The organism is Sphingomonas sp. CBMAI 2297, assembly GCF_029870595.1.
In the GTDB taxonomy this organism is placed as follows: Bacteria; Pseudomonadota; Alphaproteobacteria; order Sphingomonadales; family Sphingomonadaceae; genus Sphingomonas.
Genome location: NZ_JAPDIR010000001.1, coordinates 221,116 through 245,936, shown reverse-complemented (window position 1 = coordinate 245,936; position 24,821 = coordinate 221,116). Strand labels below are relative to the sequence as shown.

The 24,821-nt window shown below is 70.5% G+C and carries 19 protein-coding genes; 6 read left to right on the top strand and 13 right to left on the bottom strand.

The window, feature by feature from the left end; genetic code table 11:
* Window positions 1-79 precede the first annotated feature (79 nt).
* Entirely contained in the window at window positions 80-619 is a 540-nt protein-coding gene (locus tag OMP43_RS01240; protein ID WP_280277681.1) for a hypothetical protein, read from the bottom strand.
* 8 nt (window positions 620-627) lie between these two features.
* Entirely contained in the window at window positions 628-2,763 is a 2,136-nt protein-coding gene (locus OMP43_RS01235) for a M3 family metallopeptidase (protein WP_280277680.1), read from the bottom strand.
* Window positions 2,764-2,888: 125 nt separating this feature from the next.
* On the opposite strand from OMP43_RS01235, the gene OMP43_RS01230 reads away from it, so the two are divergent.
* The 4 genes from OMP43_RS01230 (at window position 2,889) to OMP43_RS01215 (ending at window position 9,253) form a co-directional block, all read left to right on the top strand.
* A complete protein-coding gene (locus OMP43_RS01230) occupies window positions 2,889-3,638 on the top strand; it encodes a protein ImuA (RefSeq protein WP_280277678.1) in 750 nt (249 codons plus the stop codon).
* 241 nt (window positions 3,639-3,879) lie between these two features.
* Window positions 3,880-5,388, top strand: a complete 1,509-nt coding sequence (locus OMP43_RS01225) for a DUF6504 family protein (protein WP_280278085.1) — start codon at window positions 3,880-3,882, stop codon at window positions 5,386-5,388.
* Window positions 5,385-8,714, top strand: coding sequence for an error-prone DNA polymerase (locus tag OMP43_RS01220; RefSeq protein WP_280277676.1), 3,330 nt, complete (start codon window positions 5,385-5,387; stop codon window positions 8,712-8,714). Before OMP43_RS01225 ends, OMP43_RS01220 begins: the two co-directional genes overlap by 4 nt.
* On the top strand, window positions 8,714-9,253 hold the full coding sequence (locus OMP43_RS01215) for a 2'-5' RNA ligase family protein (protein ID WP_280277675.1): 540 nt from the start codon (window positions 8,714-8,716) through the stop codon (window positions 9,251-9,253). Before OMP43_RS01220 ends, OMP43_RS01215 begins: the two co-directional genes overlap by 1 nt.
* A 94-nt stretch (window positions 9,254-9,347) precedes the next feature.
* Here the strand turns inward: OMP43_RS01215 and OMP43_RS01210 are convergent, their stop codons facing one another.
* On the bottom strand, window positions 9,348-9,920 hold the full coding sequence (locus OMP43_RS01210; protein WP_280277674.1) for a methylated-DNA--[protein]-cysteine S-methyltransferase: 573 nt from the start codon (window positions 9,918-9,920) through the stop codon (window positions 9,348-9,350).
* Between the two features lie 87 nt (window positions 9,921-10,007).
* A complete protein-coding gene (locus OMP43_RS01205) occupies window positions 10,008-11,012 on the bottom strand; it encodes a fumarylacetoacetate hydrolase family protein (protein ID WP_280277673.1) in 1,005 nt (334 codons plus the stop codon).
* Window positions 11,013-11,096: 84 nt separating this feature from the next.
* Between OMP43_RS01205 and OMP43_RS01200 the strand changes: the two genes are divergently transcribed.
* On the top strand, window positions 11,097-14,450 hold the full coding sequence (locus OMP43_RS01200; protein WP_280277671.1) for a PAS domain-containing protein: 3,354 nt from the start codon (window positions 11,097-11,099) through the stop codon (window positions 14,448-14,450).
* A 138-nt stretch (window positions 14,451-14,588) separates the two neighbouring features.
* Window positions 14,589-15,878 carry an adenylosuccinate synthase gene (locus OMP43_RS01195; RefSeq protein ID WP_280277670.1) on the top strand — a complete coding sequence of 430 codons (1,290 nt, stop codon included), beginning with the start codon at window positions 14,589-14,591 and terminating at the stop codon, window positions 15,876-15,878.
* 93 nt (window positions 15,879-15,971) lie between these two features.
* On the opposite strand, the gene OMP43_RS01190 is transcribed toward OMP43_RS01195, so the two are convergent.
* The 9 genes from OMP43_RS01190 to OMP43_RS01150 all read right to left on the bottom strand — a co-directional run bounded on the left by OMP43_RS01190 (window position 15,972) and on the right by OMP43_RS01150 (window position 24,794).
* A complete protein-coding gene (locus OMP43_RS01190; protein WP_280277669.1) occupies window positions 15,972-16,244 on the bottom strand; it encodes a hypothetical protein in 273 nt (90 codons plus the stop codon).
* 192 nt (window positions 16,245-16,436) lie between these two features.
* A complete protein-coding gene (aroC, locus tag OMP43_RS01185; RefSeq protein WP_280277668.1) occupies window positions 16,437-17,507 on the bottom strand; it encodes a chorismate synthase in 1,071 nt (356 codons plus the stop codon).
* Window positions 17,504-17,800 (bottom strand): hypothetical protein, encoded by a 297-nt coding sequence (locus tag OMP43_RS01180; RefSeq protein WP_280277666.1) that lies wholly within the window; start codon window positions 17,798-17,800, stop codon window positions 17,504-17,506. Before OMP43_RS01180 ends, aroC begins: the two co-directional genes overlap by 4 nt.
* On the bottom strand, window positions 17,793-18,320 hold the full coding sequence (locus OMP43_RS01175; RefSeq protein ID WP_280277664.1) for an N-acetyltransferase: 528 nt from the start codon (window positions 18,318-18,320) through the stop codon (window positions 17,793-17,795). The genes OMP43_RS01180 and OMP43_RS01175 overlap by 8 nt, the downstream gene beginning before the upstream one ends.
* Window positions 18,321-18,617: 297 nt before the next feature.
* Complete coding sequence (gene fabI / locus OMP43_RS01170; RefSeq protein ID WP_280277663.1) at window positions 18,618-19,421, bottom strand: enoyl-ACP reductase FabI; 804 nt, start codon at window positions 19,419-19,421, stop codon at window positions 18,618-18,620.
* Window positions 19,418-20,302, bottom strand: a complete 885-nt coding sequence (locus OMP43_RS01165) for a YihY/virulence factor BrkB family protein (protein ID WP_280277662.1) — start codon at window positions 20,300-20,302, stop codon at window positions 19,418-19,420. The genes fabI and OMP43_RS01165 overlap by 4 nt, the downstream gene beginning before the upstream one ends.
* A gap of 72 nt (window positions 20,303-20,374) precedes the next feature.
* On the bottom strand, window positions 20,375-21,334 hold the full coding sequence (locus OMP43_RS01160; RefSeq protein WP_280277661.1) for a DnaJ C-terminal domain-containing protein: 960 nt from the start codon (window positions 21,332-21,334) through the stop codon (window positions 20,375-20,377).
* 86 nt (window positions 21,335-21,420) lie between these two features.
* A complete protein-coding gene (locus OMP43_RS01155; RefSeq protein ID WP_280277660.1) occupies window positions 21,421-22,311 on the bottom strand; it encodes a transglutaminase family protein in 891 nt (296 codons plus the stop codon).
* On the bottom strand, window positions 22,311-24,794 hold the full coding sequence (locus OMP43_RS01150) for a circularly permuted type 2 ATP-grasp protein (RefSeq protein ID WP_280277659.1): 2,484 nt from the start codon (window positions 24,792-24,794) through the stop codon (window positions 22,311-22,313). The genes OMP43_RS01155 and OMP43_RS01150 overlap by 1 nt, the downstream gene beginning before the upstream one ends.
* Window positions 24,795-24,821 lie beyond the last annotated feature (27 nt).

Sequence of the window (24,821 nt, the reverse complement as noted above, 5' to 3'; positions counted from 1 at the left end):
AATTTCAAAGGCCCGCGCAAGTAGGTCAGGGGTACTGACCTGAAATGTCGGGCAAAATGCTGGGAATTCGCGATGAAAATCAGCGCTGGGCCGCACCTCGCGCCGACAGGAACACCTGCGCGAGTACCTTGAGCGCGGCGTCAAGATCGCCGTCGCTGCGAGACACCAGCGCATAACCCTCCACCGTCCTGTCTTCGAAGATCACCTTGGCGCCGTCGAGCCATACTGATTGATAGGCATCCGGGCTGGGATTTCCGAAATCGTCCTTCCCTGGCTCCGGCTCGACCAACCGCTCGCCGAGGCGCGCCTCCCGGATATGATCTTGGAGCGCGGCAATGATTTCGCCTTCCAGAAACCCTCGCTCCCGCGAGGCCACCCGCCCGGGATCGTAGCCGCCCATGCCGTCCGTTTCCACGAAATGCGCCTCGGGCAGATCTCCAAGCGGTTGGTCGATACGAATCGCATAGGGCGCCTGGAAGCTTGGCACTACGAGCAGCCGTGAACGGCGGCTATAGCCCTCGATCGACGTATCGCGCCAAAGTGCGGGCTCGCGCATCGCGGAGAGGGCCGCCTCTCCGCTTTGCTTAAACCAATCACCCGGCGGGAAATAGTTGGTCATGTGCGCCGTCACGCCACCGGGAATCCGCGCCGCTTGAACAGCGCCGACACGTCCGGATCGCGCCCGCGGAAGGCGCGGTACGCGATCTTGCGGTCGGTCTCGTTGCCGGTGGAGAGCAAAGTCGCGCGGAAGCGGTCCGCCGTCTTCTTGTCCCAGACATTGCCCGTCTCCTGGAACGCCGCCCAGGTGTCCGCGTCCATCGTCTCGGACCAGAGATAGGAATAATAGCCGGCCGAATAGGCATCGGACGAGAAGAGGTGGTTGAACTGCGGCATGCGGTGGCGCAGCACGATCTCCCTGGGCATGCCGAGCGCCGCCAGCGCTTCCTTCTCGAAGGCGGCGATGTCGGTCACCGGTTCCTCGCGGTCGTGCAGCTGCATGTCGAGGATCGCGCAGGCGAGATATTCCACCGTGTCGAAGCCCTGGTTGAAGGTGGACGACTTCTCGATCTTGTCGACCAGCGCCGCCGGCATCGGCGCGCCGGTCTTGTAGTGTTTCGCGTACTTGTCGAGCACGTCGCGGGTGAGCAGCCAGTTCTCGTTCACCTGGCTGGGATATTCCACGAAGTCGCGCGGCGTGCCGGCCAGCCCCGGATAGGTGACGTTCTGGAGCAGGCTGTGGATCGCGTGGCCGAACTCGTGGAACAGCGTGGTCGCATCGTCGAGGCTGATCAGCGTCGGCTCGCCGGCGCCGCCCTTGACGAAATTGTTGTTGTTCGAGGCGAGCGTGTTGCGTGCGCCGCCGAGCTTCTGCTGGCCGCGATAGCGCGTCGCCCAGGCGCCCGAGCGCTTGCCCGAGCGGGCATAGCCGTCGAAATAGAAGATGCCGAGATTCTTGCCGGTGCGCGTGTCGGTCACTTCGAAGGTGCGCACGGCGGGGTCGAACACCGGCACGTCCTTCACTTCCCTGAAGCCCAGGTCATAGAGCCGGCCGGCGGCGTAGAAGGCGCCCTGGAGGATGTTGCCGAGTTCGAGATACGGCTTCACCTCGCTCTCATCCAGGTCGTACTTCGCCTTGCGGACCTTCTCGGCATAGAAGCGATAGTCCCAGGGCTCGATCGTGATCTTCGCCCCTTCCTTGTCGGCCAGGGCCTGCATGTCGGCGACTTCCTCGGCGACGCGCGCGCGGGCGGCGGGCCAGACCGCCATCATCAGCTTCATCGCATTGGCCGGGGTCTCGGCCATGGTGTCGTCCATGCGGTAATAGGCATGGTTCCTGAAGCCGAGCAGCCTGGCGCGCTGCTGGCGCAGCTTCAGGATCTCGGCGATGCCGGCCTTGTTGTCGCTGGCATTGCCGTTGTCGCCGCGCATCACGAAGGCGCGCCAGATCTTCTCGCGCAGCCCCCGGTCGGTCGAATAGGTGAGGAAGGGCGCGACCGAGGAGCGGGTGTTGACCACCGCCCATCCGGCCAGCTTGCGCTCCTCCGCCGCGGCCCTGAGCGAGGCCTTGAAGCTGTCCGGCAGGCCGGCGAGCTGCGCCTCGCTGTCGAGGACAATCCAGCTTTCCTCGTCCGCCAGCAGGCGCCGGCTGAAATCGGCAAAGGCGCTGGCGAGCGCCTGGTTGAGCCGGCTGACCTCGGCGCGCTCGGCATCGGACAGGGCGGCGCCCCGGCGGACGAAGCCGCGATAGCTGCGCTCGAGCAGGCGGAGCTGCTGCGCATCGAGCTTCTGGCCGGCGCGCGTGTCGTACGCGCCCTTCACCCGGGCGAAGAGCAGGGGATCGAGGAACAGCGCGTCATTCGCCCGGGTGAGCTTCGGGCTCCATTCGCGATCGATCGCCTGGACCTGCTTGTCGGCCAGGTTGCTGGTGTAGACGCCCCAGACCGACTGGACCCGGTCCATCATGTCGCCGGCCAGCTGCATCGGCTCGGTCACATTGTGGAAGGTCGGCGCGGCGCGCGCATCGCGGATCGCATGGATTTCCCGGCGCTGCTCGGCGATCGCGGCCTCGAAGGCGGCGGGGAACATCTCGGCGCGGAACTTGTCCCAGGGAGGCACGCCGCCATAGCCGCCCGGCCAGGGCGCGAGCAGCGGCGAAGCATCTGCGGTGTCGGCGGCTTTGGCCATGAGGCTCCCCATGAAAGGCGTTGCGAGCAAGGCGCTGGTGCCGAGAAGCGCCTGGCGGCGGCTGAGGTTGCGGATCAAGTTCCGATGGCTCCCTGGAAACGACGAATTGCGGCCGAGCTTAGGCACGCGCCGCGGAATGGCAATTGACTCGTCGGCAATAAGGAACAGAATAGGAACATCCTATTCCTCGAGTCGCGTGCCCCATGGCCGATCCTGCCGTCCTGAAGCAATTGCGCGAGACGCTGCGCGGTCTCGAGACCGGTGGCTTCCGCCGGCGGCCTTCGCTGCCCTTCGGCATCGAGGCGATCGATTCGCGCCTTGCCGATGGCGGTCTCAGGCTCGATGCGCTGCACGAAGTCGCGGCGGGCACGAGCGACATGGCCGATGATTGCGCGGCCACCCTGTTCCTCGCCGGGCTCGCGGCACGCGCCTGGGGCCCGGTGCTCTGGGTGGTGCGGCGGCGCGACCTGTTCGCGCCCGGCCTCGCCCAGTCGGGGCTCGATCCCAAAAGGCTGATCTATGCCGAGGCGAAGGACGATGCCGAGCTGCTCGCGATCATGGAGGAAGGGCTGCGCCATCGCGGCCTGGGCGCGGTGATCGGCGAGGCCAGGCGCGCGGACATGACCGCGACGCGCCGGCTCCAGCTGGCGGCGGAGGGCGGGCGGACGATCGCGCTGCTGCTGAAGCGCGCCGCGCGCGAGGGCAGCGATCCGATCGGCATGCCCTCGGCGGCGGTGACGCGCTGGCGCGTGACGTCCGCCCCTTCGGCGCCATTGCCGGTGGCGGGCGTCGGGCGGCCGCGCTGGCGGCTGGAGCTGGCGCGGCAAAAGGGGGGCGAGGGTTTCGAGACGATAGTGGAGGCATGCGATGCAACGGGTCGCTGCGCTCTTCCTCCCGCTGTGGCCCATCGAAAGGCTGTGGCGGGCGGAAGCGCGCCCCGCCGCGCGGCCTGACGCGCGCGCGCTCCCCACGCCCCAGGCGCCACTCCGCAAGCCGGCCCAGCATGAGGGCCATTGGCGGCCGGGCGCGAAATGGGCGCAGGCGGATGAACCAGTTCCTCCCCGAGCTCGGCTCGGGGAGGGGGACCGTGCCGCGAAGCGGCGTGGTGGCGGGGCCGCCGCCATCAGCCGGCGGGCTTCGCCCGCTGCCCCTCCACCACCCGACTGCGTTGCGCGCGCCCCCTCCCCCAGCGAGCTGGGGGACGAATTATACGCCCCCCTCGTCACTTCCATCCGCAGCGGCAGCCGGATCGAGATCGCCGCCGCCTGCCCCGCCGCCCAGGCACTGGGGCTGCGGCCCGGCATGGCGATCACCCAGGCGCGCGCGCAGGTGCCGGGGCTCGACATCCGCCCCGCCGATCCCGAGGGCGATCTCGCCGCGCTGAAGCGCCTGGCGATCCTCGCCGCGCGGCGCTGGTCGCCGGTCGCGGCGCTGTCGGGCACCGACGGACTGTTCCTCGACCTTTCCGGCACCGCGCACCTGTTCGGCGGCGAGGAGCAGATGGCGCGGCACATTGCCCGCCTGCTCGCCCGCGCCGGGTTCGCCGCCCGCATCGCCGTCGCCGACACGCCGGGCGCCGCCTGGGCGCTCGCCCGCTACCGGGGAAGCTGCATCTGCCCGCCCGGCGAGCAGGCGCGCGCGCTCGCCGATCTCCCCACCCCGGCGCTGCGCATCGACGGGGCCGCGGTGGAGCTGCTCAGGCGCCTGGGCGTCGAACGGATCGGCCAGCTCGCCGCCCTGCCCCGCGCGCCGCTCGTCCGCCGCTTCGGCAGCGGCACGGCATTGCGGCTCGACCAGGCGCTGGGCCGCATCGCCGAGCCGCTCGATCCGGTGATCCCGCCCGAGGCGATCGCCGTCCGCCAGCGCTTCGCCGAGCCGATCGCCACCGCCGAGGCGATCGCGCATTGGCTGGGCGTGCTCACTCCGCGCCTCGCCGCCGCGCTCGAGGCGGAGGGGCTGGGCGTGCAGGCGCTCGAGTGCGTCGCCGAGCGCGTCGACGGCGTGCCGCAGCGCATCCGCATCGGCCTCGCCCGGCCGAGCCGCGACGGCGCGCACCTCCTGCGCCTGCTCCGGCGCCGGATCGAGGATGTCGAACCCGGCTATGGCATCGATGCGATCACGCTCCATGTCCGCCGCGCCGGGGTGCTCGGGCCCGAGCCGGTGGTCGAGCGGCTGGACGAGGATGCCGCGCCCGACCTCGCCACGCTGGTGGACACGCTGGCGACGCGGATCGGCCTGGCCGCCCTGTGGCGGATGCGGCCGGTGGAAAGCGACGTGCCCGAGCGATCCCTGGCGCGCGCGCCGGTGCTCGATCCGCCCGCGCGCGGGGCGCTGCGCGCGAAGCGCGACGATGTCCGCCAGCTCGATCGCAATCCGCCCCTGCCGCCCTGGCACCCGTGCTGGCCGCGCCCCGCGCGGCTGCTCGCCCGGCCCGAACGGCTGGATCACGTCATGGCCGAGCTGCCCGACCATGCCCCGCGCCGCTTCACCTGGCGCGGCCGCGCCCATCAGGTGATCCATGCCGACGGCCCCGAGCGGATCCAGGGCGAATGGTGGAAGCGCGACGCCGAGCGGATGAGCGTGCGCGACTATTTCCGCGTCGAGGACGAGGCGGGCCGCCGCTACTGGCTGTTCCGTTCGGGCGATGGCGAGCGCGCGGTGACCGGCGATCTCAGCTGGTATCTCCACGGCGTGTTCGGATGACCTATTCCGAGCTCCAGGTGACGACGCATTTCTCGTTCCTGCGCGGCGCCTCCTCGCCCGAGGACCTGTTCCGCACGGGCGCGCAGCTGGGCCTGCCCGCGCTCGGCATCGTCGATCGCAATTCGGTGGGCGGCGTGGTGCGTTCGCTGGTCGCCGCCGAGCAGCTCTCCCATGCCGGCATTCCCATCCGGATGATCGCCGGCTGCCGGCTCGACCTGGTCGATGGCAGCGCGGTGCTGGTCTGGCCGGAAGATGTGGCGGCCTGGTCCCGGCTCACGCGACTGCTCACCCTGGGCAAGTCGCGGGCCGACGCGCAGAAGGGCGAGAAGGGCCGGTGCTTCCTCCATTGGGACGATCTTGCCGAAGCGGCGCAGGGGATGGTCGGCGCGCTCGTCCCCGGCCTTGCCGATACCGGCGATCCCCAGGCACTGCGCTGGATGGCGGACCTGTTCGAGGGGCGCGGCCATGTCTGCCTCACCTGGCATCGCCGCCCCGGGGATGCGATGCGGCTGCACGCGCTCGACGGCGCCGCCCGCCGCTTCGGCCTCACGCCGCTCGCCACCGGCGACGTGCTCTACGACACGCCCGACCGGCGCATGCTGCAGGACGTCGTCACCGCGATCCGCGAGAAATGCACGATCGACGAACTCGGCTTCCGCCGCGAGCGCAGCGCCGACCGGCATTTGAAATCGCCCGAGGAGATGGCGCGCCGCTTCCGCGACTATCCGCAGGCGCTGGCCGCCTCCGCAGCGATCGCCGAACGCTGCACCTTTTCCCTGCGCGACCTGAAGCATCAATATCCCGAGGAGGAAGTCATCCATGGCCGCAGCGCCCAGGACGCGCTCGCCGCGCTTGCCTGGAACGGGCTCAGGCAGCGTTTCGCCGGCAAGCCGAGCCAGGCGCACCAGGACCTGCTCACCCATGAGCTGGGGCTCGTCGCGAAGATGCAGTACGCGCCTTATTTCCTGACGGTCAATTCGATCGTCCAGTTCGCGCTCAGCCAGCACATCCTGTGCCAGGGGCGCGGCAGCGCCGCCAATTCGGTGATCTGCTTCGCGCTGGGCATCACGTCGATCGACCCGATCAAGCACCAGCTGCTGTTCGAGCGCTTCATCTCGACCGAGCGCAAGGAGCCGCCCGACATCGACGTCGATTTCGAGCATGAGCGGCGCGAGGAAGTGATCCAGTGGATCTACGAGAATTACGGCCAGGACCATGCGGCGCTGACCGCGGTCGTTATCCGCTTCCGCTCGCGCAGCGCGCTGCGCGAAGTCGGCAAGGCGATGGGCCTGCCCGAGGACATGACCGCGGCGCTCTCGTCCCAGGTCTGGGGCTGGTCGAACGACGTCGACGATCGCCATGCAGATGCGCTCAACCTCGATCGCAACGATCCGCGGCTGGCGCTGACCCTGGAGCTCGCGCGCCAGCTGGTCGACACGCCGCGCCACCTCTCCCAGCATCCCGGCGGCTTCGTGCTCACCCGCGACCGGCTGCACGACCTGATCCCGGTGGAGCCCGCCGCGATGGTCGATCGCCATGTTGTCGAATGGGAGAAGCTGGACATCGAGGAGCTGGGCTTCATGAAGGTCGATATCCTCGGCCTCGGCATGCTCGGCTGCATGCGGCGCACCTTCGACCTGCTGGCCCGGCACAAGCGGACGCACCTGACCCTGGCATCGCCGAGGATGCAGGAGAACGACCCCCTCACCTTCGAGATGATCCAGCAGGCCGATACGCTCGGCGTGTTCCAGATCGAGAGCCGCGCGCAGATGTCGATGCTGCCGCGGATGAAGCCGGTGGATTTCTACGATCTGGCGATCCAGGTCGCGATCGTCCGGCCCGGGCCGATCCAGGGCAACATGGTCCACCCCTATCTCAAGCGCCGGCAGCATCCGGAGCTGGTCGACTATCCCTCGCCCAAGCTGAAGGCGGTGCTGAAGAAGACGCTGGGCGTGCCGCTGTTCCAGGAACAGGCGATGCAGGTGGCGATCGTCGGCGCCGGCTTCACCGCCAGCGAGGCGGACCGGCTGCGCCGCGCGATGGCGACGTTCAAGTCGAGCGGCGATATCGGCGAGTTCGGCCCCAAGCTGATCGAAGGCATGCGCAGGAACGGAATCAGCGAGACCTTCGCCGCGCAGATGGTCGAGCAGATCAAGGGCTTCAGCAATTACGGCTTTCCCGAGAGCCACGCCGCCAGCTTCGCCAAGATCGCCTATGCCTCGAGCTGGATGAAATGCCATCATCCGGACGTGTTCTGCACCGCGCTGCTCAACGCGCAGCCGATGGGCTTCTATGCGCCCGCCCAACTGATCCGCGATGCGCGCACGCACGGGGTGGAGGCGCGCGCCGTCTGCATCAACGACAGCGACTGGGACACGCGAATGGTGCCCGAGGGGCCGAACCCGCGCCCACGCGACGCGAAGTTCTGCGGCACCGACGCGGACTGGGCGGGCCTGCAGCCGATCCGGCTCGGCATGCGGATCGTGCAGGGGCTGGCCCAGGGCGATGCCGAGGCGATCCTGAAGGCGCGCGCCCAGGCGCCCTTCGCGTCGATCGAGGACGTCTGGCGCCGCGCGCGCGTGAAGCCCGCCGCGCTCGAGCGGCTGGCGCGCGCCGATGCCTTCCAGGCGCTCGGCCTCGGCCGGCGCCAGGCGCTCTGGGCGATCAAGGGACTGGGGCAGGCGCCGCTCGACCTGTTCGCCGCCGCCGATGCCCGCGCGGGCGCGACCATGGCCGAGGGCATCGAGCCGCAGGTGACGCTGCCGCCGCTCACCGCGGGGCGCGAGGTTGTGGAGGATTATCGCGCCACCCAGCTGTCGCTGCGCGCCCATCCCCTCTCCTTCCTGCGCGCCCGGCTGGCGGCGCGGCGGATCGCGCGCTGCGCGGACCTGCTGGACATGAAGGACGGGCAGCGGGTGGAAGTCGCCGGGCTGATCCTCGTCCGCCAGCGGCCGGGCAGCGCCAAGGGCGTGGTGTTCGTGACGCTGGAGGACGAGACCGGCATCGCCAATGCCGTGCTCTGGGCCGACCGGTTCGAGGCCAATCGCCGGACGGTCATGTCCGCCACGATGCTGGCGATCGCCGGCCGGGTGCAGCGCGAGGGGATTGTCATCCATCTCGTCGCCGAGCGGATCACCGACCTCACGCCCTGGCTGCGCGAAGTGGGCGAGCTCGACCTGCCGGACATGACCATGCCCGGCGACGGCGCGCGGCATGGCGGCGAGATCGACCCGCGCGACCGGCCGCACGCGGCCGGCAGCTGGCCGCCGCGCCGCAGCCTCAGGGCGCCGGACCTGATCCCCGTCCGCTCGCGGGACTTCCACTGATGCCGATCCACGGACACCGCCTGTTCTACGCGCTGCGCCCGGTGCCGCTGGCCCGCAACCTGATCGGCGTCCAGCGCGACCGGCTCGGGCTGGCCGATGCACTGGTCGAGAATGACCGGCTGCACATGACCCTCGGCATCACCGAGGATTTCGGCCATCGCCCCTATGCCGAGGCCAGGGAGCTGATCGCGATCGGCGAGCAGGTCGCGGCGGCGCCGGTGCCGGTCCTGCTCGATCGCATCTCGGCGGGCGGCGATTCGATCGCGCTGCGCCCCGGCCGCAGCATCACCGCGCTCGCCGAGCTGGGCCGCCAGCTGCAGCGCGGCCTGGCCGCCGCTGCCCTGCTCCGCCGGGGCTGGGACTTCCATCCGCACGTGACCCTGCTCTACCGCAAGGGCCGCCCCTTCACGCAAAGGATCGCGCCGATCGGCTGGGACGCCACCGATTTCGTGCTGATCCACTCGATCCTGGGCGCGCACCGGCATATCGAGTTGGGCCGCTGGCCGCTGATCGACCGCCAGGGGTCGTTCGGCTTCTAGGGTCGGGCATTCCTATTCTACCCGTCATCCCCGCATTCTCCCCGTCATCCCGGCGCAGGCGGGGATGACGGCGCCTGCCGATTGCGCCTTGAACCTAGAAGCCCAGGCCCAGCTGCGGCATGTCCCGGGTAACGATGCCGTCCTTCACCTCGACACCCTCGATCGCGAGCATCTGCGCCTTGGACAGCGACCCGCCGGGCGCGGAGAAGCCGCCGATGCGTCCGTTCGCCGCCGTCACGCGGTGGCAGGGGATGATCAGCGGCACCGGGTTGCCCGCCATTGCCTGGCCGACATCGCGGGCGAATTCCGGCCCCGCCTCCAGCGTCCTGGCGATCGCGCCATAGGTGGCCGTCTCGCCCCAGCCGAGCTGGCGCACCTGGGCATAGACGCGCGCGAAAAAGGGCTCCTGCCGTCCGAGATCCACGGCCACGCCGGTAAAGTCGACGCGTTCCCCGGCGAAATAGCGCCGCGCATCGTCGATCACCGCCTGCACGGTCGGCGGCGGCGCCACCGCCTTCGCGTCGGGCAGGCGGCGAAGCAGCGAACGCTCCGCCTCCCGCGCCGTGCCCGGGGGCAGCCGGAAGCTGCTGATCCCCCGCGCGTTCCAGCCGATGGCGGCAAAGCCCGCCACGGTCTCGAACACGCTGTAGAAGCTCTCGACGGTCATGATGCTCCACCAGCCTGGCCGGACCTGAAGATCGGGACGCCGACCGGCATTCGCAAGCTACCCCCTCTGCGGTTCGCTCCGGGCGCCCTATCCCCCCACGGTCTGCTCGATCACGCCGAAGATCGGGTGGTGCCGATCGTCCTCGGCCCAGATGCGCACCGTGTCGCCGGCCTTGAGGAAGGGCGTGACCGGCGCGCCGCCGCGGATCGTCTCGATCGTGCGGATCTCGGCGATGCAGGAATAGCCGACGCCGCCCTCGCTCACCGGCTTGCCCGGCCCGCCATCCGCGCCGCGGTTCGAAACGGTGCCCGAGCCGATGATCGTGCCGGCGCCGAGCCGGCGCGTCTTCGCGGCATGCGCGACCAGGGTGCCGAAGTCGAAGGTCATGTCGACACCCGCCTCGGCCCGGCCAAAGGCCTGGCCGTTCACATCGACCATCAGCTTGCGGTGGAGCTTGCCGTCCTGCCACCAGTCGCCCAGCGAATCGGGCGTGGCGAAGACCGGCGAGAAGGCGCTGGCCGGCTTGGACTGGAAGAAGCCGAAGCCCTTGGCTAGCTCGCCGGGGATCAGGTTGCGCAGCGAGACATCGTTGGTGAGGCCGACCAGCCGGATCGCGGCGAGCGCCTGCTCGCGGCTGGCGCCCAGCGGCACGTCGCCGGTGACGACCACCACTTCGGCCTCGAGGTCGCAGCCCCAGGCTTGGTCGGCCAGCGGAATCGGGTCGCGCGGGCCGAGGAACCCGTCGCTGCCGCCCTGGTACATCAGCGGATCGTGCCAGAAGCTGTCGGGCATCTCCGCCCCGCGCGCCTGCCGCACCAGTGCGACATGGTTCACATATGCCGAGCCGTCGGCCCATTGATAGGCGCGCGGCAGCGGCGCAGCGGCGAGCCGCTCGTGGAAGCGCTCGCGCGGGATCACTTCATGGTCGAGATCGGTGGCGAGGTTGCGGAGATCGGTCTCCACCCGATCCCAATTGTCGAGCGCCGCCTGCAGCGTCGGGGCGATCATGTCGGCACTGGCATACCAGGCCAGGTCGTTCGAAACGACGACCAGCTTGCCGTCACGGCCGTTCTTCAGGCTTGCGAGCTTCATCAATCTCTCCTTTGCCCCATCCATAGCCGCCCGCGCGGCCAAGTCGAGTTGACTCGGGCGCCGGGGCCCCGCATCGGTCGAGGCATGAACGCCCCGCCGCGCTTTCTGGATCACGAAGGCGAGATGGCGGAGCGAATCCGCGCGTTCGGCTGGGCGAATCACGCGCTCGGGGCACCCGGAACCTGGCCCGACGCGCTGCGATTCGCGCTCGACCTGGCACTCGCCTCCGCCTTCCCCACCGCCATCTATTGGGGCGAGGATCTCCACCTGCTCTACAATGATGCCTGGGCGCCGATCCTGGCCGCGCGCCATCCCGGCGCGCTGGGCCGCCCGGCGCGCGAAGTGTGGCGCGACGCCTGGGACATGGTCGGCCCGCAGATGGCGCGGGTGATCGCCACCGGGCAGGGCTTCGCGGTCTACGACCAGCTCGTGGCGACGGAGCGGGCCGGCCGCCGCCAGGAGACCTGGTGGAACTACAGCTTCACGCCGCTCCGCGACGGCGCGGGCCGGATATGCGGGCTGATCAACCAGGGCAATGAGACGACGCGCTCCGTGCTGGCGGAGCGGGCGCGCCTGGCGGAGGCGGCGCGGCTGCGCGACCTGTTCGAGCAGGCCCCCGGCGCGGTGGCGCTGCTCCATGGCCCGGAGCATCGCTTCGAATTCGCCAATTCCGAATATCTCGCGCTGGTCGGCGGGCGTCCGGTGCTCGGCAGGACGGTGGCCGAGGCGCTGCCCGAGCTGATCGAGCAGGGCTTCGTCGCCCTGCTCGACCGCGTCCTTGCCAGCGGCGAGGCCTTTCGTGCCGATGGCGTGCCGGTGCTGTTCCGGCACCGCGCCGATGCGCCGCCCGAGACGCGCGTCGTCGATTTCGTCTATCAGCCGGTCAAGGACGAGAATGGCGACACCACCGACATCTTCGTCGTCGCCAATGATGTGAGCGAGCGCGCCGCCGCGGAGGAGGCGCTGCGGCGGAGCGAGGAGCGGCTGCAGCTCGCGCTCAACGCCTCGCTCGGCGTCGGCACCTGGGTATGGGACGTGCCGGCGGACCTGGTCACCGCCGATGCCCGCTTCCTGCGCCTCTATGGCGTCGACGAGCGGCTGGCCGGCACCGGCACGCCGATCGCGCAATTCTTCGTCAACGTGCACCCCGGCGACCGCGCCCGGCTCGAGGCGGGCATCGCCCGCACGCTGGAGGAGCGGGTGCCGTTCAGCGAGGAATATCGGCTGATCCAGCCCGACGGCACGCTGCGCTGGGTGAGCGCCCAGGGCGGCGCGACCTTCGACGAGGAGGGCCGGCCGCTGCGCTTCCCCGGCGTCGCCTTCGACGTCACCGAGCGCAAGCTGGCCGAGGAAGCCGCGCGCGACGCCGCCGAGGAACTGCGCGAGGCGAACGAGGCACAGGCATTTCTCGCGGCGCTGGCCGATCACCAGCGCGCGCTCGATTCGGCCGATTCGGTGATGCGCTTCACCGCCGCCGCCCTGGGCGAGCAGCTGGGGCTCGACCGGGTGGGCTTCCACCGCGTGCAGGGCGAGGATGTGCGCTTCGGCCCCCATTGGAGCAACGGCACGCTCGCGCCGCTGGAGGAAACCCTGGCGATCGACGCGCTGGGCGACAATGCCCAGGCCTATCGCAGCGGGCGCACCGTCATCCTCCATGATGTCGCGCGCGAGGCGCCGGGGCTGGCGCATATCGCCGGGGCGGGCGTGGGCGTGCCGCTGCTGCGCGGCGGGCAATGGGTGGCGGTGATGTCGATCAACGCCGCCGGCCCGCGCCGCTGGTCGGCCGAGGAAGTCGCCTTTGTCGAAGCCGTGGCGGAGACGGCCTGGGACGCGGTGGAGCGCATCGAGGCAGTGGCCGCGCTGCGCGAAAGCGAGGCCAAGTTCCGCGCCATCGCCAATTCGATCGACCAGATGGTCTGGTCATCGCTGCCCGACGGCTATCACGATTATTATAACGACCGCTGGTACGAATATACCGGCGTGCCCCTGGGCAGCACCGATGGCGAGGCGTGGAAGGACATGTTCCATCCCGACGACCGCGCGCGCACCTGGGCGGTGTGGCACCACAGCCTGGAGACGGGCGCGCGCTACCGGATCGAATATCGGCTGCGCCATCGCTCGGGACGGTATCGCTGGGTGCTGGGCAGCGCCCAGCCGGTGCGCGACGAGCGGGGCGGGATCACCCGCTGGTTCGGCACCTGCACCGACATCCAGGACATTGTCGACGCGCGCGAAGTGCTGGCCCGCTCGCGCGAGGCGCTGGAGGCGGCGGTGCGCGAACGCACCGAGCAGCTGATGGCGGCCGAAGCGCGGCTACGGCAGGCGCAGAAGATGGAGGCGGTCGGCCAGCTCACCGGCGGCATCGCGCACGACTTCAACAACATGCTCGCCGTGGTGATCGGCGCGCTCGACCTGCTCGAGCGACGGCTGAAGCAGGGCAATCGCGACATCGGCAAATACGTCACCGCCGCGCGCGACGACGCCACCCGCGCCGCGGGGCTCACCCAGCGGCTGCTCGCCTTTTCCCGCCAGCAGCCGCTCGCCCCGGTGGCGATCGACGCCAATGCGATGGTGGAGGGCATGATCGAGCTGCTCGTCCGCACCCTGGGCGACGATGTGACGGTGGAGACCGTGCTGCCCGCCGGCATCGCGCCGCTGCTCGCCGATCCCAACCAGCTCGAGAATGTGATCCTCAACCTCTCCGTCAATGCGCGCGACGCGATGCCGGGCGGGGGCAGGCTGGTGCTCACCACGGCCAATGCGCGGTTCGACGCAGCCGCGGCGGCGGGGCTGGAGCTGCAGCCGGGGGATTATGTCGAGATCGCCGTGGCCGACAGCGGCACCGGCATGACGCCCGAAGTCGCCGCGCGTGCCTTCGATCCCTTCTTCACCACCAAGGGCGTCGGCAAGGGCACCGGCCTCGGGCTCAGCCAGGTGTTCGGCTTCGTCCGCCAGTCCGGCGGCGCGGTGCGGATCGAGACCGCGCCGGGCCAGGGCACCAGCGTCCATCTCTATCTGCCGGTCCACCAGGGCGCGGCGCCGGCGGCGCGATCCGAGCGGGCCGCATCGGCCCCCGCCGGCGGGCGGCCCGGCGAAGTGGTGCTCGTCGTCGAGGACGAGGAGCGGGTGCGCAACTATTCGATCGAGGCGCTGCGCGAGCTCGGCTATCAGGTGCTCGGCGCGCGCGACGGCCCCGAGGCGCTGCGGCTGATCGACCGGGCGCCGCACATCTCGCTGCTGTTCAGCGACGTGGTGATGCCGGAGCTGACCGGGCACGAGCTGGCCGCGCGTGCCCGGGCCAAGCTGCCGGGGCTCCGGGTGCTGCTGACCAGCGGCTATGCGCCCGAGACGGCGCGCGTGGCCGGCGAGACGATCCTCGCCAAGCCCTTCGATCTCGATCGCCTCGCCACCGCCGTGCGCGCGGCGCTGGACGCTTAGGGTCTTGACCGAATCGCCCCCAGGGGCCATGCGCGCCGCGGCTCCGGCGCCCCGCGCCCCGGCCTCCGTACCGCCCAGCCGCCGAGTCCTGTCGAAGGGCGGCTTCGGGCCCGCCCCGGCAGGCGGAGACGTGTATCCATGGCAAATGTAGCGGTTATCGGCGCCCAATGGGGTGACGAAGGCAAAGGCAAGATCGTCGACTGGCTCGCCGAGCGGGCCGACATGGTCGTGCGCTTCCAGGGCGGCCACAATGCCGGCCATACGCTGGTGGTCGGCGAGAATGTCTACAAGCTCTCGCTGCTCCCCTCGGGCATCGTGCGCGGCACCCCTTCGGTGATCGGCAACGGCGTGGTGCTCGATCCCTGGGCGCTGCGCGACGAAGTGGAGCGGATCCGCGCCCAGGGCGTGGACGTGACGCCGGACACGCTGATGGTGGCGGACAATTGCCCGCTGATCCTGCCCTTCCACCGCGACCTGGACGGGCTGCGCGAGGATGCGAGCGGCGCCGGCAAGATCGGCACCACCCGGCGCGGCATCGGCCCCGCCTATGAGGACAAGGTCGGCCGCCGCGCCATCCGGGTCTGCGATCTCGCGCATCTCGACGATCTCGGCCCCCAGCTCGATCGCCTGACCGCGCATCACGACGCGCTGCGCGCCGGCTTCGGCGAGCCGCCGATCGACCGCGCCGCGCTGCTCGAGCAGCTGCGCGAGATCGCCGGCTTCGTCCTGCCCTTCGCCCAGCCGGTGTGGCGCGCGCTCAACGCCGCGCGCGAGCGGGGCCGCCGCATCCTGTTCGAGGGCGCGCAGGGCGTGCTGCTCGACATCGATCACGGCACCTATCCGTTCGTCACCTCGTCGAACACGGTGGCGGGCACCGCCGCTTCGGGCTCGGGCATTGGCCCGGGCGCGGTCGGCTTCGTGCTGGGCATCGCCAAGGCCTATACCACTCGCGTCGGCTCGGGCCCCTTCCCCGCCGAGCAGGACAATGACGTGGGCGAGCGGCTGAGCACGCGCGGCCGCGAGTTCGGCACCGTCACCGGGCGCAAGCGCCGCTGCGGCTGGCTCGACGCGGTGCTGCTGCGCCAGTCGGCCGCCGTCTCCGGCATCACCGGCATCGCGCTCACCAAGCTCGACGTGCTCGACGGCTTCGACGAGATCAAGGTCTGTATCGGCTACCGGCTGCGCGGCGAGGAGATCGACTATTATCCCTCGAACGCCGCCGATCAGGCCGCGGTCGAGCCGGTGTGGGAGACGATGCCGGGCTGGCAGGAAACCACTGCGGGCGCGCGCAGCTGGGCCGAGCTGCCGGCGGCGGCGATCAAATATATCCGCCGCGTGGAGGAACTGATCCGCTGCCCGGTGGCCCTGGTCTCGACCAGCCCCGAGCGCGAGGACACGATCCTGGTCCGCGATCCCTTCGCGGACTGAGCTGGCCTGGTCCGCGATCCCTTTGCGGACTGACCGGGCAATGCGCTACCCGTCCGGCCGGGGCGGGTAGCGCATCTCCTGCGTCAGGAGCCCTTAATGGGGCTTCTTCCTGTCCTTCTTGCCGCGCTTGTCCGTGTCTTCGGACGTCGCCGGGTCATGGCTTGGGGCAGCCGGATCCGGCGCGGGCGTGGCCGTGGTGGCATCCGGCGCGGGCGCCGGGGGATTGGCGCTCGGATCGGGTGCCGGCGCAGGAGCGGGGTGCTCCGTCGGCGGCGTCGCGGACGGATCGGTGGGGGAAGTGGTCTGGGCGAAGGCCGCGGGGGCGGCCAGCAGCGCCGCGGCGCCGATCAGGGTCTTGAGCAACATACGGGGCAATCCTCCTTCGGTTTTTGCCGAAGACCCTTCGAGACGCCCCGCATGTCCGGATTGTTTCCCGATGTTACGGCCAGCCCCGGCCCGCGCACGGCTGGGCAGCGAGCCGAGCCGGACGAGGGACGGGCCGAAGAAGCGAAGATCGTCGGGACGGGAGATTCGCGCCACGCCCCGGGCCTGGGACGCTCAGCCCATCTGGGCGCGGTGGAGCAGCTTCTGATCGGCCAGCACCAGCGCCATCATCGCCTCGACCACCGGCACGCCGCGAATGCCGACACAGGGATCATGGCGCCCCTTGGTCATGATCTCGGTCGCATCGCCTTCGCGCGTCACCGTCTCCACCGGCGTCAGGATCGAGCTGGTCGGCTTGAACGCCACCCGCACGCGCACCGGCTGGCCGGTCGAGATGCCGCCCGCGATGCCGCCGGCATGGTTGGCGAGGAAGACCGGCCTGCCGTCATTGCCCGGGCGCATCGCATCGGCATTCTGCTCGCCGGTGAGCGCCGCCGCCGCGAAGCCGTCGCCGATCTCGACGCCCTTCACGGCGTTGATCGACATGCAGGCGGCGGCCAGCTCGCTGTCGAGCTTGGCATAGAGCGGCGCGCCCCAGCCGGCGGGCACCCCGCTCGCCTCGCAGGCGATCACCGCGCCGAGCGACGAGCCCGCCTTGCGCGCGCCGTCGACCAGCGCCTCCCAGCGCTTCGCCGCTTCCGCATCGGGGCAGAAGAACGGATTGTTGCCGATCTCGGCCGCATCGAAATTGGCATAGTCGATCGCGTCGCCGCCGATCGCCTCCACCCAGGCGAGGATCGTCACTTCGGGGATGACCAGCCGCGCCACCGCGCCCGCGGCCACCCGCGCCGCCGTCTCGCGCGCCGAGCTGCGCCCGCCGCCGCGATAGTCGCGAAAGCCGTATTTGGCGTCATAGGCATAATCGGCATGGCCGGGGCGATAGGCCTTGGCGACTTCCGAATAGTCCTTGGAGCGCTGGTCGACATTGTCGATGTGGAGCGCGATCGGCGTGCCCGTGGTGCGGCCCTCGAACACGCCCGAGAGGATGCGGACCTGGTCCGGCTCCTGGCGCTGGGTGGTGAAGCGCGACTGGCCCGGGCGGCGCTTGTCGAGAAAGGGCTGGATATCGCCCTCGGACAGCGCCAGCCCCGGCGGGCAGCCGTCCACGACCGCGCCCAGCGCCGGGCCATGGCTCTCGCCCCAGGTGGTGAAGCGGAAGACGCGTCCGAAGGTGTTGAAGCTCATCGCCACCCTCCTCGCCGATGTCGCCAGGATTTGAAAGAAAGAAGCACCAACGCCCCGCCCAAGCCGAAGACCAGCCCCAGCCCAAAGCCGGCCAGGGAATTCCATGGGAGGCGCAGCGCGTTCAGCGCCATCCAGTAGAGGATGCTGACGATCCCGAGCGACACCAGCATGCCCGCCGCGCCGCGTATTGCGGGAACCAGCGGCGTCCCGGACCGTCGCGCATCGAGAAAGCTGCCCAGCGCCCCGGTGAATGCGAAGGCGATGACGACGATGTTGGCGTTCAGCTCAAACATCCTGGCCGAGGGCGGCAAATGCCGGTGCATGCGTCGCGGCGCCGCGCACGCCGCACGGCATGGCGCCGCCCTGCAGCGGCAGCGCCATCAGATAGTCGCCGGCATAGGGCGAGGCAAATCCGCGCGCCCATTCCGCCGCGAAGCCGAAGCGGCCATAATAGGCCGGATCGCCGAGCACGAAGGCGAGCACCCCGCCGGCATCGGCGAGCTGGGCGATCCCGGCCTGCACCAGCGCCTCGCCCACGCCCTGCTTGCGCCAGGCCGCCTCGACCGCCAGCGGCGCGAGCGCCACCGCCGCGATCGGCTTGCCGGCGATCGCCACGTCCATCCGGCTGAACGCGATCATGCCGGCGAGCGCGCCCGTCTCCTCGTCGTCCGCCACCAGGGTCAGCACCATGTCGCCGTCGATGCACAGCCGCTGGACCAGCCGGGCCTCGTCCTCCGCCGGAAAGGCCCGGCGCAGCAGCGCGTCGATCGCGGCGACATCCCCACCCGTCGCGGGTCGGATAGCAATGCTCATGGCCACCTCAAGCTATAGTCGCGAAGGCATGCGAGACAGGAGCAGATACGCCGCCGCGCTCGCGCCAAGGCATAGGAAGGTACGCCCGGCACCTTCGACAAAAAGCCAGGGATCGGTCTGGAACCAGCATGGAATCCCCCTGGCCGCGGCAAAGCTCAGCAGCAACTGCGCCTGCCGAAGCTCTCGACTGCGCCGGCGGTCGATAGCTGCGGCGCGAGGCACGCCGATCCAGCCAATAGACGAGTCCGGCAGCAACCGCCGCCAGGCCCATGATCGCAGCCAGCGCGCCGAACGTCATCAACTCAGCGCGATGTCCGGCGCGTCCTCGGCCTTCATGCCGATCACGTTATAGCCCGAATCGACATGGTGGATCTCGCCGGTGACGCCGGCCGCCAGGTCCGAGAGCATGTAGAGCCCGGCGCCGCCGACATCCTCGATCGTCACGGTGCGGCGGAGCGGCGAGTTCAGCTCGTTCCACTTGAGGATATAGTTGAAGTCGCCGATCCCGCGCGCGGCCAGGGTCTGGATCGGGCCGGCCGAGATCGCGTTCACCCGGATATTCTCCGGGCCCATGTCGACCGCGAGATATTTCACGCTGGCCTCCAGCGCGGCCTTGGCCACGCCCATCACGTTGTAATGCGGGATCACCTTCTCGGCGCCGTAATAGGTGAGCGTCAGGATCGAGCCGCCGTCCGGCATCATCTCGCGCGCGCGCTTGGCCACCGCAACCAGGGAATAGGCCGAGATGTTCATGGTCATCAGGAAATTGTCGAGCGTGGTGTCGTAGAACTTGCCGCGCAGCTGCGACTTGTCGGAGAAGCCGATCGCATGGACGACGAAATCGATCGTCGGCCATTTCGCCTTGAGCGTGGCGAACGCCGTGTCGAGCGCATCCATGTCGGACACGTCGCAATCGATCAGCGTGTCCGAGCCCAGCTGCTCGGCGAGCGGCTTCACGCGCTTCAGCAGCGCATCGCCCTGATAGCTGAACGCCAGCTCGGCCCCCTGTTCGCTGAGCTTCTTCGCGATGCCCCAGGCGAGGCTCTTGTCATTGGCGAGGCCCATGATCAGCCCGCGCTTGCCCTGCATCAATCCGGTCACGACGGCGTATTCTCCCTTTCTCTGGGCTCCTCTAGACCGTTCTCGGGCGTTTCCGCCAGAGCCGCGTTCAACTCCGCGCCGACGACGAGCCCCAGTCCGACGAGAAAGAAGAAGATCAGCGCGATCATCACGCCGGCCAGGCTGCCATAGGTCAGGTCGTAATTGCCGAGCGTGCCGAGGATCTTGGGCAGCAGCGCGGTGACCAGCAGCCACCAGGCCGCGGTGAACAGCGCGCCCGGCCATTTGGGGCATTTGCTCTTCCGGTAGCGGCCGGGGGTGAGCGAGTAGAACAGGATGTAGAGCGCGCCGAACAGCGCGATGGCGGGCGCGATCTTGCTCAGCGAGACGATGCGCTGCGCCTCGGACGCCCAGGGGAAGATGTTGTAGAGGAACTGCTCGACGCCGGTCAGGATCACCTGGAAGCTGAACGCCGCCATGGTGATGATCACCGAGGCGATGATCATCCCGATCGCCCCCAGCCGATATTGCCAGAAGGGCGTGCCCGAGCGGACCCCATAGGCCTGGCGCAAGATGCCGCGGATCGTCTCGATGAAGCCGGCCACCGTCCACAGGCCGACGATCGCGCCGAACCACAACAGGTTGCCCGTCCGCGCCATCAGCACGTCCGACACCGGCTTGCGCAGCAACTCGGCCACGTCGGGCGGCACGGTATGCAGGAATGCCTCCAGCGTATGGATGCCCTCGGAGCTGCGGCCGATCAGCTGCGCGATCGCGGCGGCGACGATGAAGAAGGGGAAGAGCGTGACCAGGCTGAGATAGGCCAGGTTGCCGGCATAGGTGAATCCGTCGGCGAAGGTGCCGACCAGCACGCGCTTCACCACGTGCCAGAAGCGCGGGCCCAGGCCGATACGGGCGAGCAAGCCGAGGATGCGGGACCAAAGCCCCGGCCCCGCTTTCGCGTCGCCCGAATCTTCCCCTGTTGTCACAAGGTGTTAGACGCCCATGCGGCCACGCGGGTTCCCCTTGTCGCTCCAGCCCCTGGCGAACGCGATCAGCGCATCGTCGTCCACCGGCAGCTCGACCATCAGCGTGACGAGCAGGTCGCCCCGCCCGCCCGCGGAACCCGCGGCCTTTTTGTGGAAGCCGCGGCCCTTGAGGCGCAGCGTCTTGCCCGAGGAGGAGCCCTTGGGCACCTTGAGCATCACCGGGCCGTCCGGCGTCGGCACGCGCACTTCGGCGCCGAGCACGGCCTCGGACAGAGTGACCGGCAGGTCCAGCCGGATATCGTCGCCCTCGCGCTGGAAGAAGCGGTGCGGCTGGATCTCGATCGTCACGATCGCGTCGCCCGCGCCGCCCGGCCCTTCCTCGCCCTTGCCGGCAAGGCGCATCTGGGTGCCGGATTCGAGCCCGGCGGGGAGCTTGAGGTCGATCGTCTTGCCGTCGCGCAGCGTGATGCGCTGCGCCGCCAGCCTGGCCGCATCCTCGAAGCTCACCGCCAGGCGATAGGCGATGTTCGCGCCCTTGGGCGCGGCCCGGCGGCCGAAATCGCCGAAGCCGCCGGAGAAACCGCCGCCGCCGCGCCGCGCGCCCATGCCGCCGAACAGCCCCTCGAATATGTCGCCGAAGCCGCCCGCCTCGCCGCCGCCGCCGCCGCCGAAATCGGCGCGGAAGCCGCCCTGGCCGCCGCTGCCCATGCCCGAGCCGAAGCCGCCGAACGGGTTCACGGGGTTGCCGTCGCCATCGATCTCGCCGCGATCGAAGCGGGCGCGCTTGTCCTTGTCGGTCAGCAGGTCATAGGCCTGGGTGACCTGGCTGAACTTCTCCGCCGCCTTGGGATTGTCCTTGTTGCGGTCCGGATGCAGCTCCTTGGCGAGCTTGCGATAGGCCTTCTTGATATCGGCCTCGCTCGCGCCACGCGCCACGTTCAGGACGGAATACGGATCAGCTGCCATCAAAACCCCTTCGAACGCGCCGTATTTCGGCGTGTCCGCCGGCTAACGCAAGGGCCGGGGACAAACTCCCCGCCCGGAACAAATGCCTATGCCGCCGTCTCCTCCAGCGGCTCGACATCCACCGACACGTGCATGTCCTGAGCGCCCGCCCCCAGGACGATGCCGTCGATCGGCGCGATCTCGGCATAGTCGCGGCCGATCGCGACCACGACATGGTCCTCGGCCATCCAGATGCCGTTGGTGGGGTCGATGCCGACCCAGCCCGGCTCGGGCCCGGCCCAGACCAGCACCCAGGCATGAGTCGCATCCGCCCCGACCAGCCGGGGCCGGCCCGGCGGCGGCAGCGTGCGGAGATATCCGGAGGCATAGGCGGCGGGCAGGCCGGCGGCGCGCAGGCCCGAGATCATGATCTGCGCGAAATCCTGGCAGACGCCCCGCCGCTTGTCGAAGGCGGCGCGCGGCGGCGTGTCGACCAGCGTGGCGCTGGGATCGAAATCGAAGCTGCGCTGGATCCGGACGGCAAGCGCATGGGCGGCGTCGAGCACGCCCCGATCGGGCGCCAGGTCGGACGCGCACCACGTGGCGATCGCCGCGTCCAGCGGGATCTGCGGCGAGGGGAAGAGATAGGCGGCCGGGCCCGCCGGCGAGGCGTCGCGGCTTCCCCGCGCCAGCCGGGCGATCTCGGCGAGCGTGCGGTCGCCCGGCGACGGCACCGGGATCGGCCGGTCGACCCGGATGCGCGCGCTGCTCTCGATCGTCAGCGTGCGGGTCGGCGCCTCGAGCACCAGCCGCACGACATTGGCGAGCCCCGCCTCCGCCCGCGCCGGAAAGGCGCGCCCGCCCGGCTCCACCGACAGGGCATAGTCGAGCACCTGCTGGCCCGACCAGGCGATCGGCTTCAGCCGCAGGTTGCAACGCGCGAACGCCGCCGGCTGGGCATAGTCGAACCGCGTCACATGGCGGATGCGGTAGAGCATCAGGCGAGGACCAGCCCGGCGGCGCGCAGCGGCTCCGCCCCCTGCAGGAAATAGCGCCGGGCGATCGCATCGGAGAGCTGGGCGAGGCGCAGCTCCAGCCCGGCGAGCAGCGCGTCGTCGATCCGCGCCGCCTGCGTGGTCACCAGGATCGCCGCCAGCGCGCGCGCCTGCTCCTGCTGCGGCTCGGCCAGCCCGTCGTCCGAGAGCACCGGCAGCGCGTTCAGATGGCCCGAGATCGCCGCTGCCTGATAGGCGATGCCGCGCGGATTGCCCGGATCGAGCGTGACCAGATCGAGCACCGGCACGCGGGCGATTCCGGTCAGATAGCGCTGGCGATAGCTGATCTGGCTGTCGGCCAGGTCGAGCAGGGTGCCGAGATCGTCGCCGGTCGCGTCCGTCCGGCCAAAGGCGCGCAGGAAGCGCAGCGTCGCCAGCGCCCGCTCGATCCGCCGGCCCAGGTCGTGGAAGCGCCAGGCGTCGGTGCGCGCCATATGCTCGGCGGCAAGCCCGGCCAGCGCCGAATAGCGCCGCTGGAGCGAGCCCGCCCTGTCGAGCAGCCCCCCGCGCGCCGGAAAGGGCGCGTCGAGCAGCCGCGCCATGTCCGCCGCCAGCCGATCGCGCGAGACGGCGCCGATCATCCGTGCCTGGGCGTTGATCGCGGCGACGCTGTACCAGCCCCCGCCCTCCTCGAGCGCCGCGCGGGCAAGCTCGGTCAGGTCGGCCCGGCGGAGCGCCCGGGGCGCCGGCGCCGCATTGCCCGCGACGAGGATGTCGGCGAGCCGGCCCACCGTGTCCGCGGCGAGGGCGGCGCCGGTGTCGGCGCTGATCGAGTTGCCGAGCAGCACCCGGATCACGCCGAGCTGCGCCTCGCCCCGCTCCAGGTAGCGGCCGAGCCAGAACAGATTGTCGGCGACCCGGCTGGGAAGCGTGCCCGGGTTGCGCCGCAGCCGGGTCGAATCGCCCGAGGGCAGCAGCGAGACCGGTTCGACGGGATCGGAACCATGGACGCAGACGTCCGCCGACCACATGCCCTCGCCCATCACCGCGGCCCGGGCATCGGCATGCTCCCCGATCCGCGCGAACCCGCCGGGAAGCACCGTCCAGGCGCCATCCGCCCCGCGCGCGGCGAACACGCGCAGCGTGAACGGGCGCGCGGCGAGCCGGCCCTCGGCCACCACCGGCATGGTCGAGAGATGCAAGACCTCCTGCCCAACATAGTCCTGCGGCCGGCGCGCCATGTCGGCGAGCAACCCGGCGCGCGCCTCGCCCTGAAGCGCCGAACCCAGCACCGGCTTCCCCTCGGGCAGGCCGAGCGGCGCGACGCCGAAGGCCGGCGCGACGAGCAGCGCATCGAGCGCCGCCTCGACATGTTCGCGCCCCCTGTCCTCGCCGCACCACCAGGTGGCGATGCCGGTCAGCCGCAGCGGCTCTCCGGTCAGCAGCTCGGCGAGCCGCGGCAGGAAGGCGGCGAAGGCCGGCGCCTCGAGCAGCCCGGCGCCCGGCGCGTTGGCGATCACGACATTGCCCGCGGCCATGGCATCGACCAGCCCGGGCACGCCGACCGTCGAATGGCTGTCGAGCGCCAGCGGATCGAGCAGGCGCGGATCGAGCCGGCGCCACAGCGCGTCCACCCGCTTCAGCCCGGCGATGGTGCGGACATAGAGCCGGTCGTCGAGCACCGCGAGGTCGCCGCCCTCGACCAGCAGCCAGCCGAGATAGCGGGCGAGATGCGCCTGCTCGGCATAGCTGGGATCGAGCCGGCCGGGCGTGAGCAGCGCGATGCGGGGCTCGGCGCGCCGGCAGCGCGCGGCCAGGCCCTCGCGAAAGGCAGCGAAGAAGGGCGCGTGCCGGGCGATGTTCAGCCGGGTCTGGAGCCCGTCCAGCGTCTGCGCCATCGCCAGCCGGTTCTCGAGCGCATAGCCGGCCCCGGCCGGCGCGCGCAGATGATCGGCGAGCACGCGCCAGGCGCCGTCCGGGCCGCGGCCCAGGTCGATCGCCACCGCCTGGAGATGGCAGCCGCCCGGCGGCACGAGATTGGCGAGCGGGCGCAGGAAGAAGGGGCTGCCGGTGACGAGCGCCGCCGGCACATGCCCGTCGGCGACCAGCCGCGCCTCGCCATAGAGATCGGCGAGCACCCGTTCCATCACCTCGGCGCGCTGGACGATGCCGGCGGCGATGCCCTGCCATTCGGCCTCCGGAATCAGCAGCGGCACCGGAGAGAGCGGCCAGGGGCGTTCCTCGCCTTCGCCGGCGATGCGGAAGCCGGTGCCGATATCCTCGGCATGGCGGCGCGCCCGCTCGCGCGCGCCTTCGAGATTCGCGCCCGCAAGCCCGGCCAGCTCTTCGAACACCGCCGGCCAGGCGGCGTCTTCCGCGGCTCGGGCACGGAGCATGTCGCCCGCGCTGGCGGCCGCGCAATAATCCGCGATCCACCGATCAGCGATCGTCCGCGTGTCGAACAGAGGTGCGGCGCTGCTCGCCAAGCTTCGTCCCCAGCTATCCCGGAGACC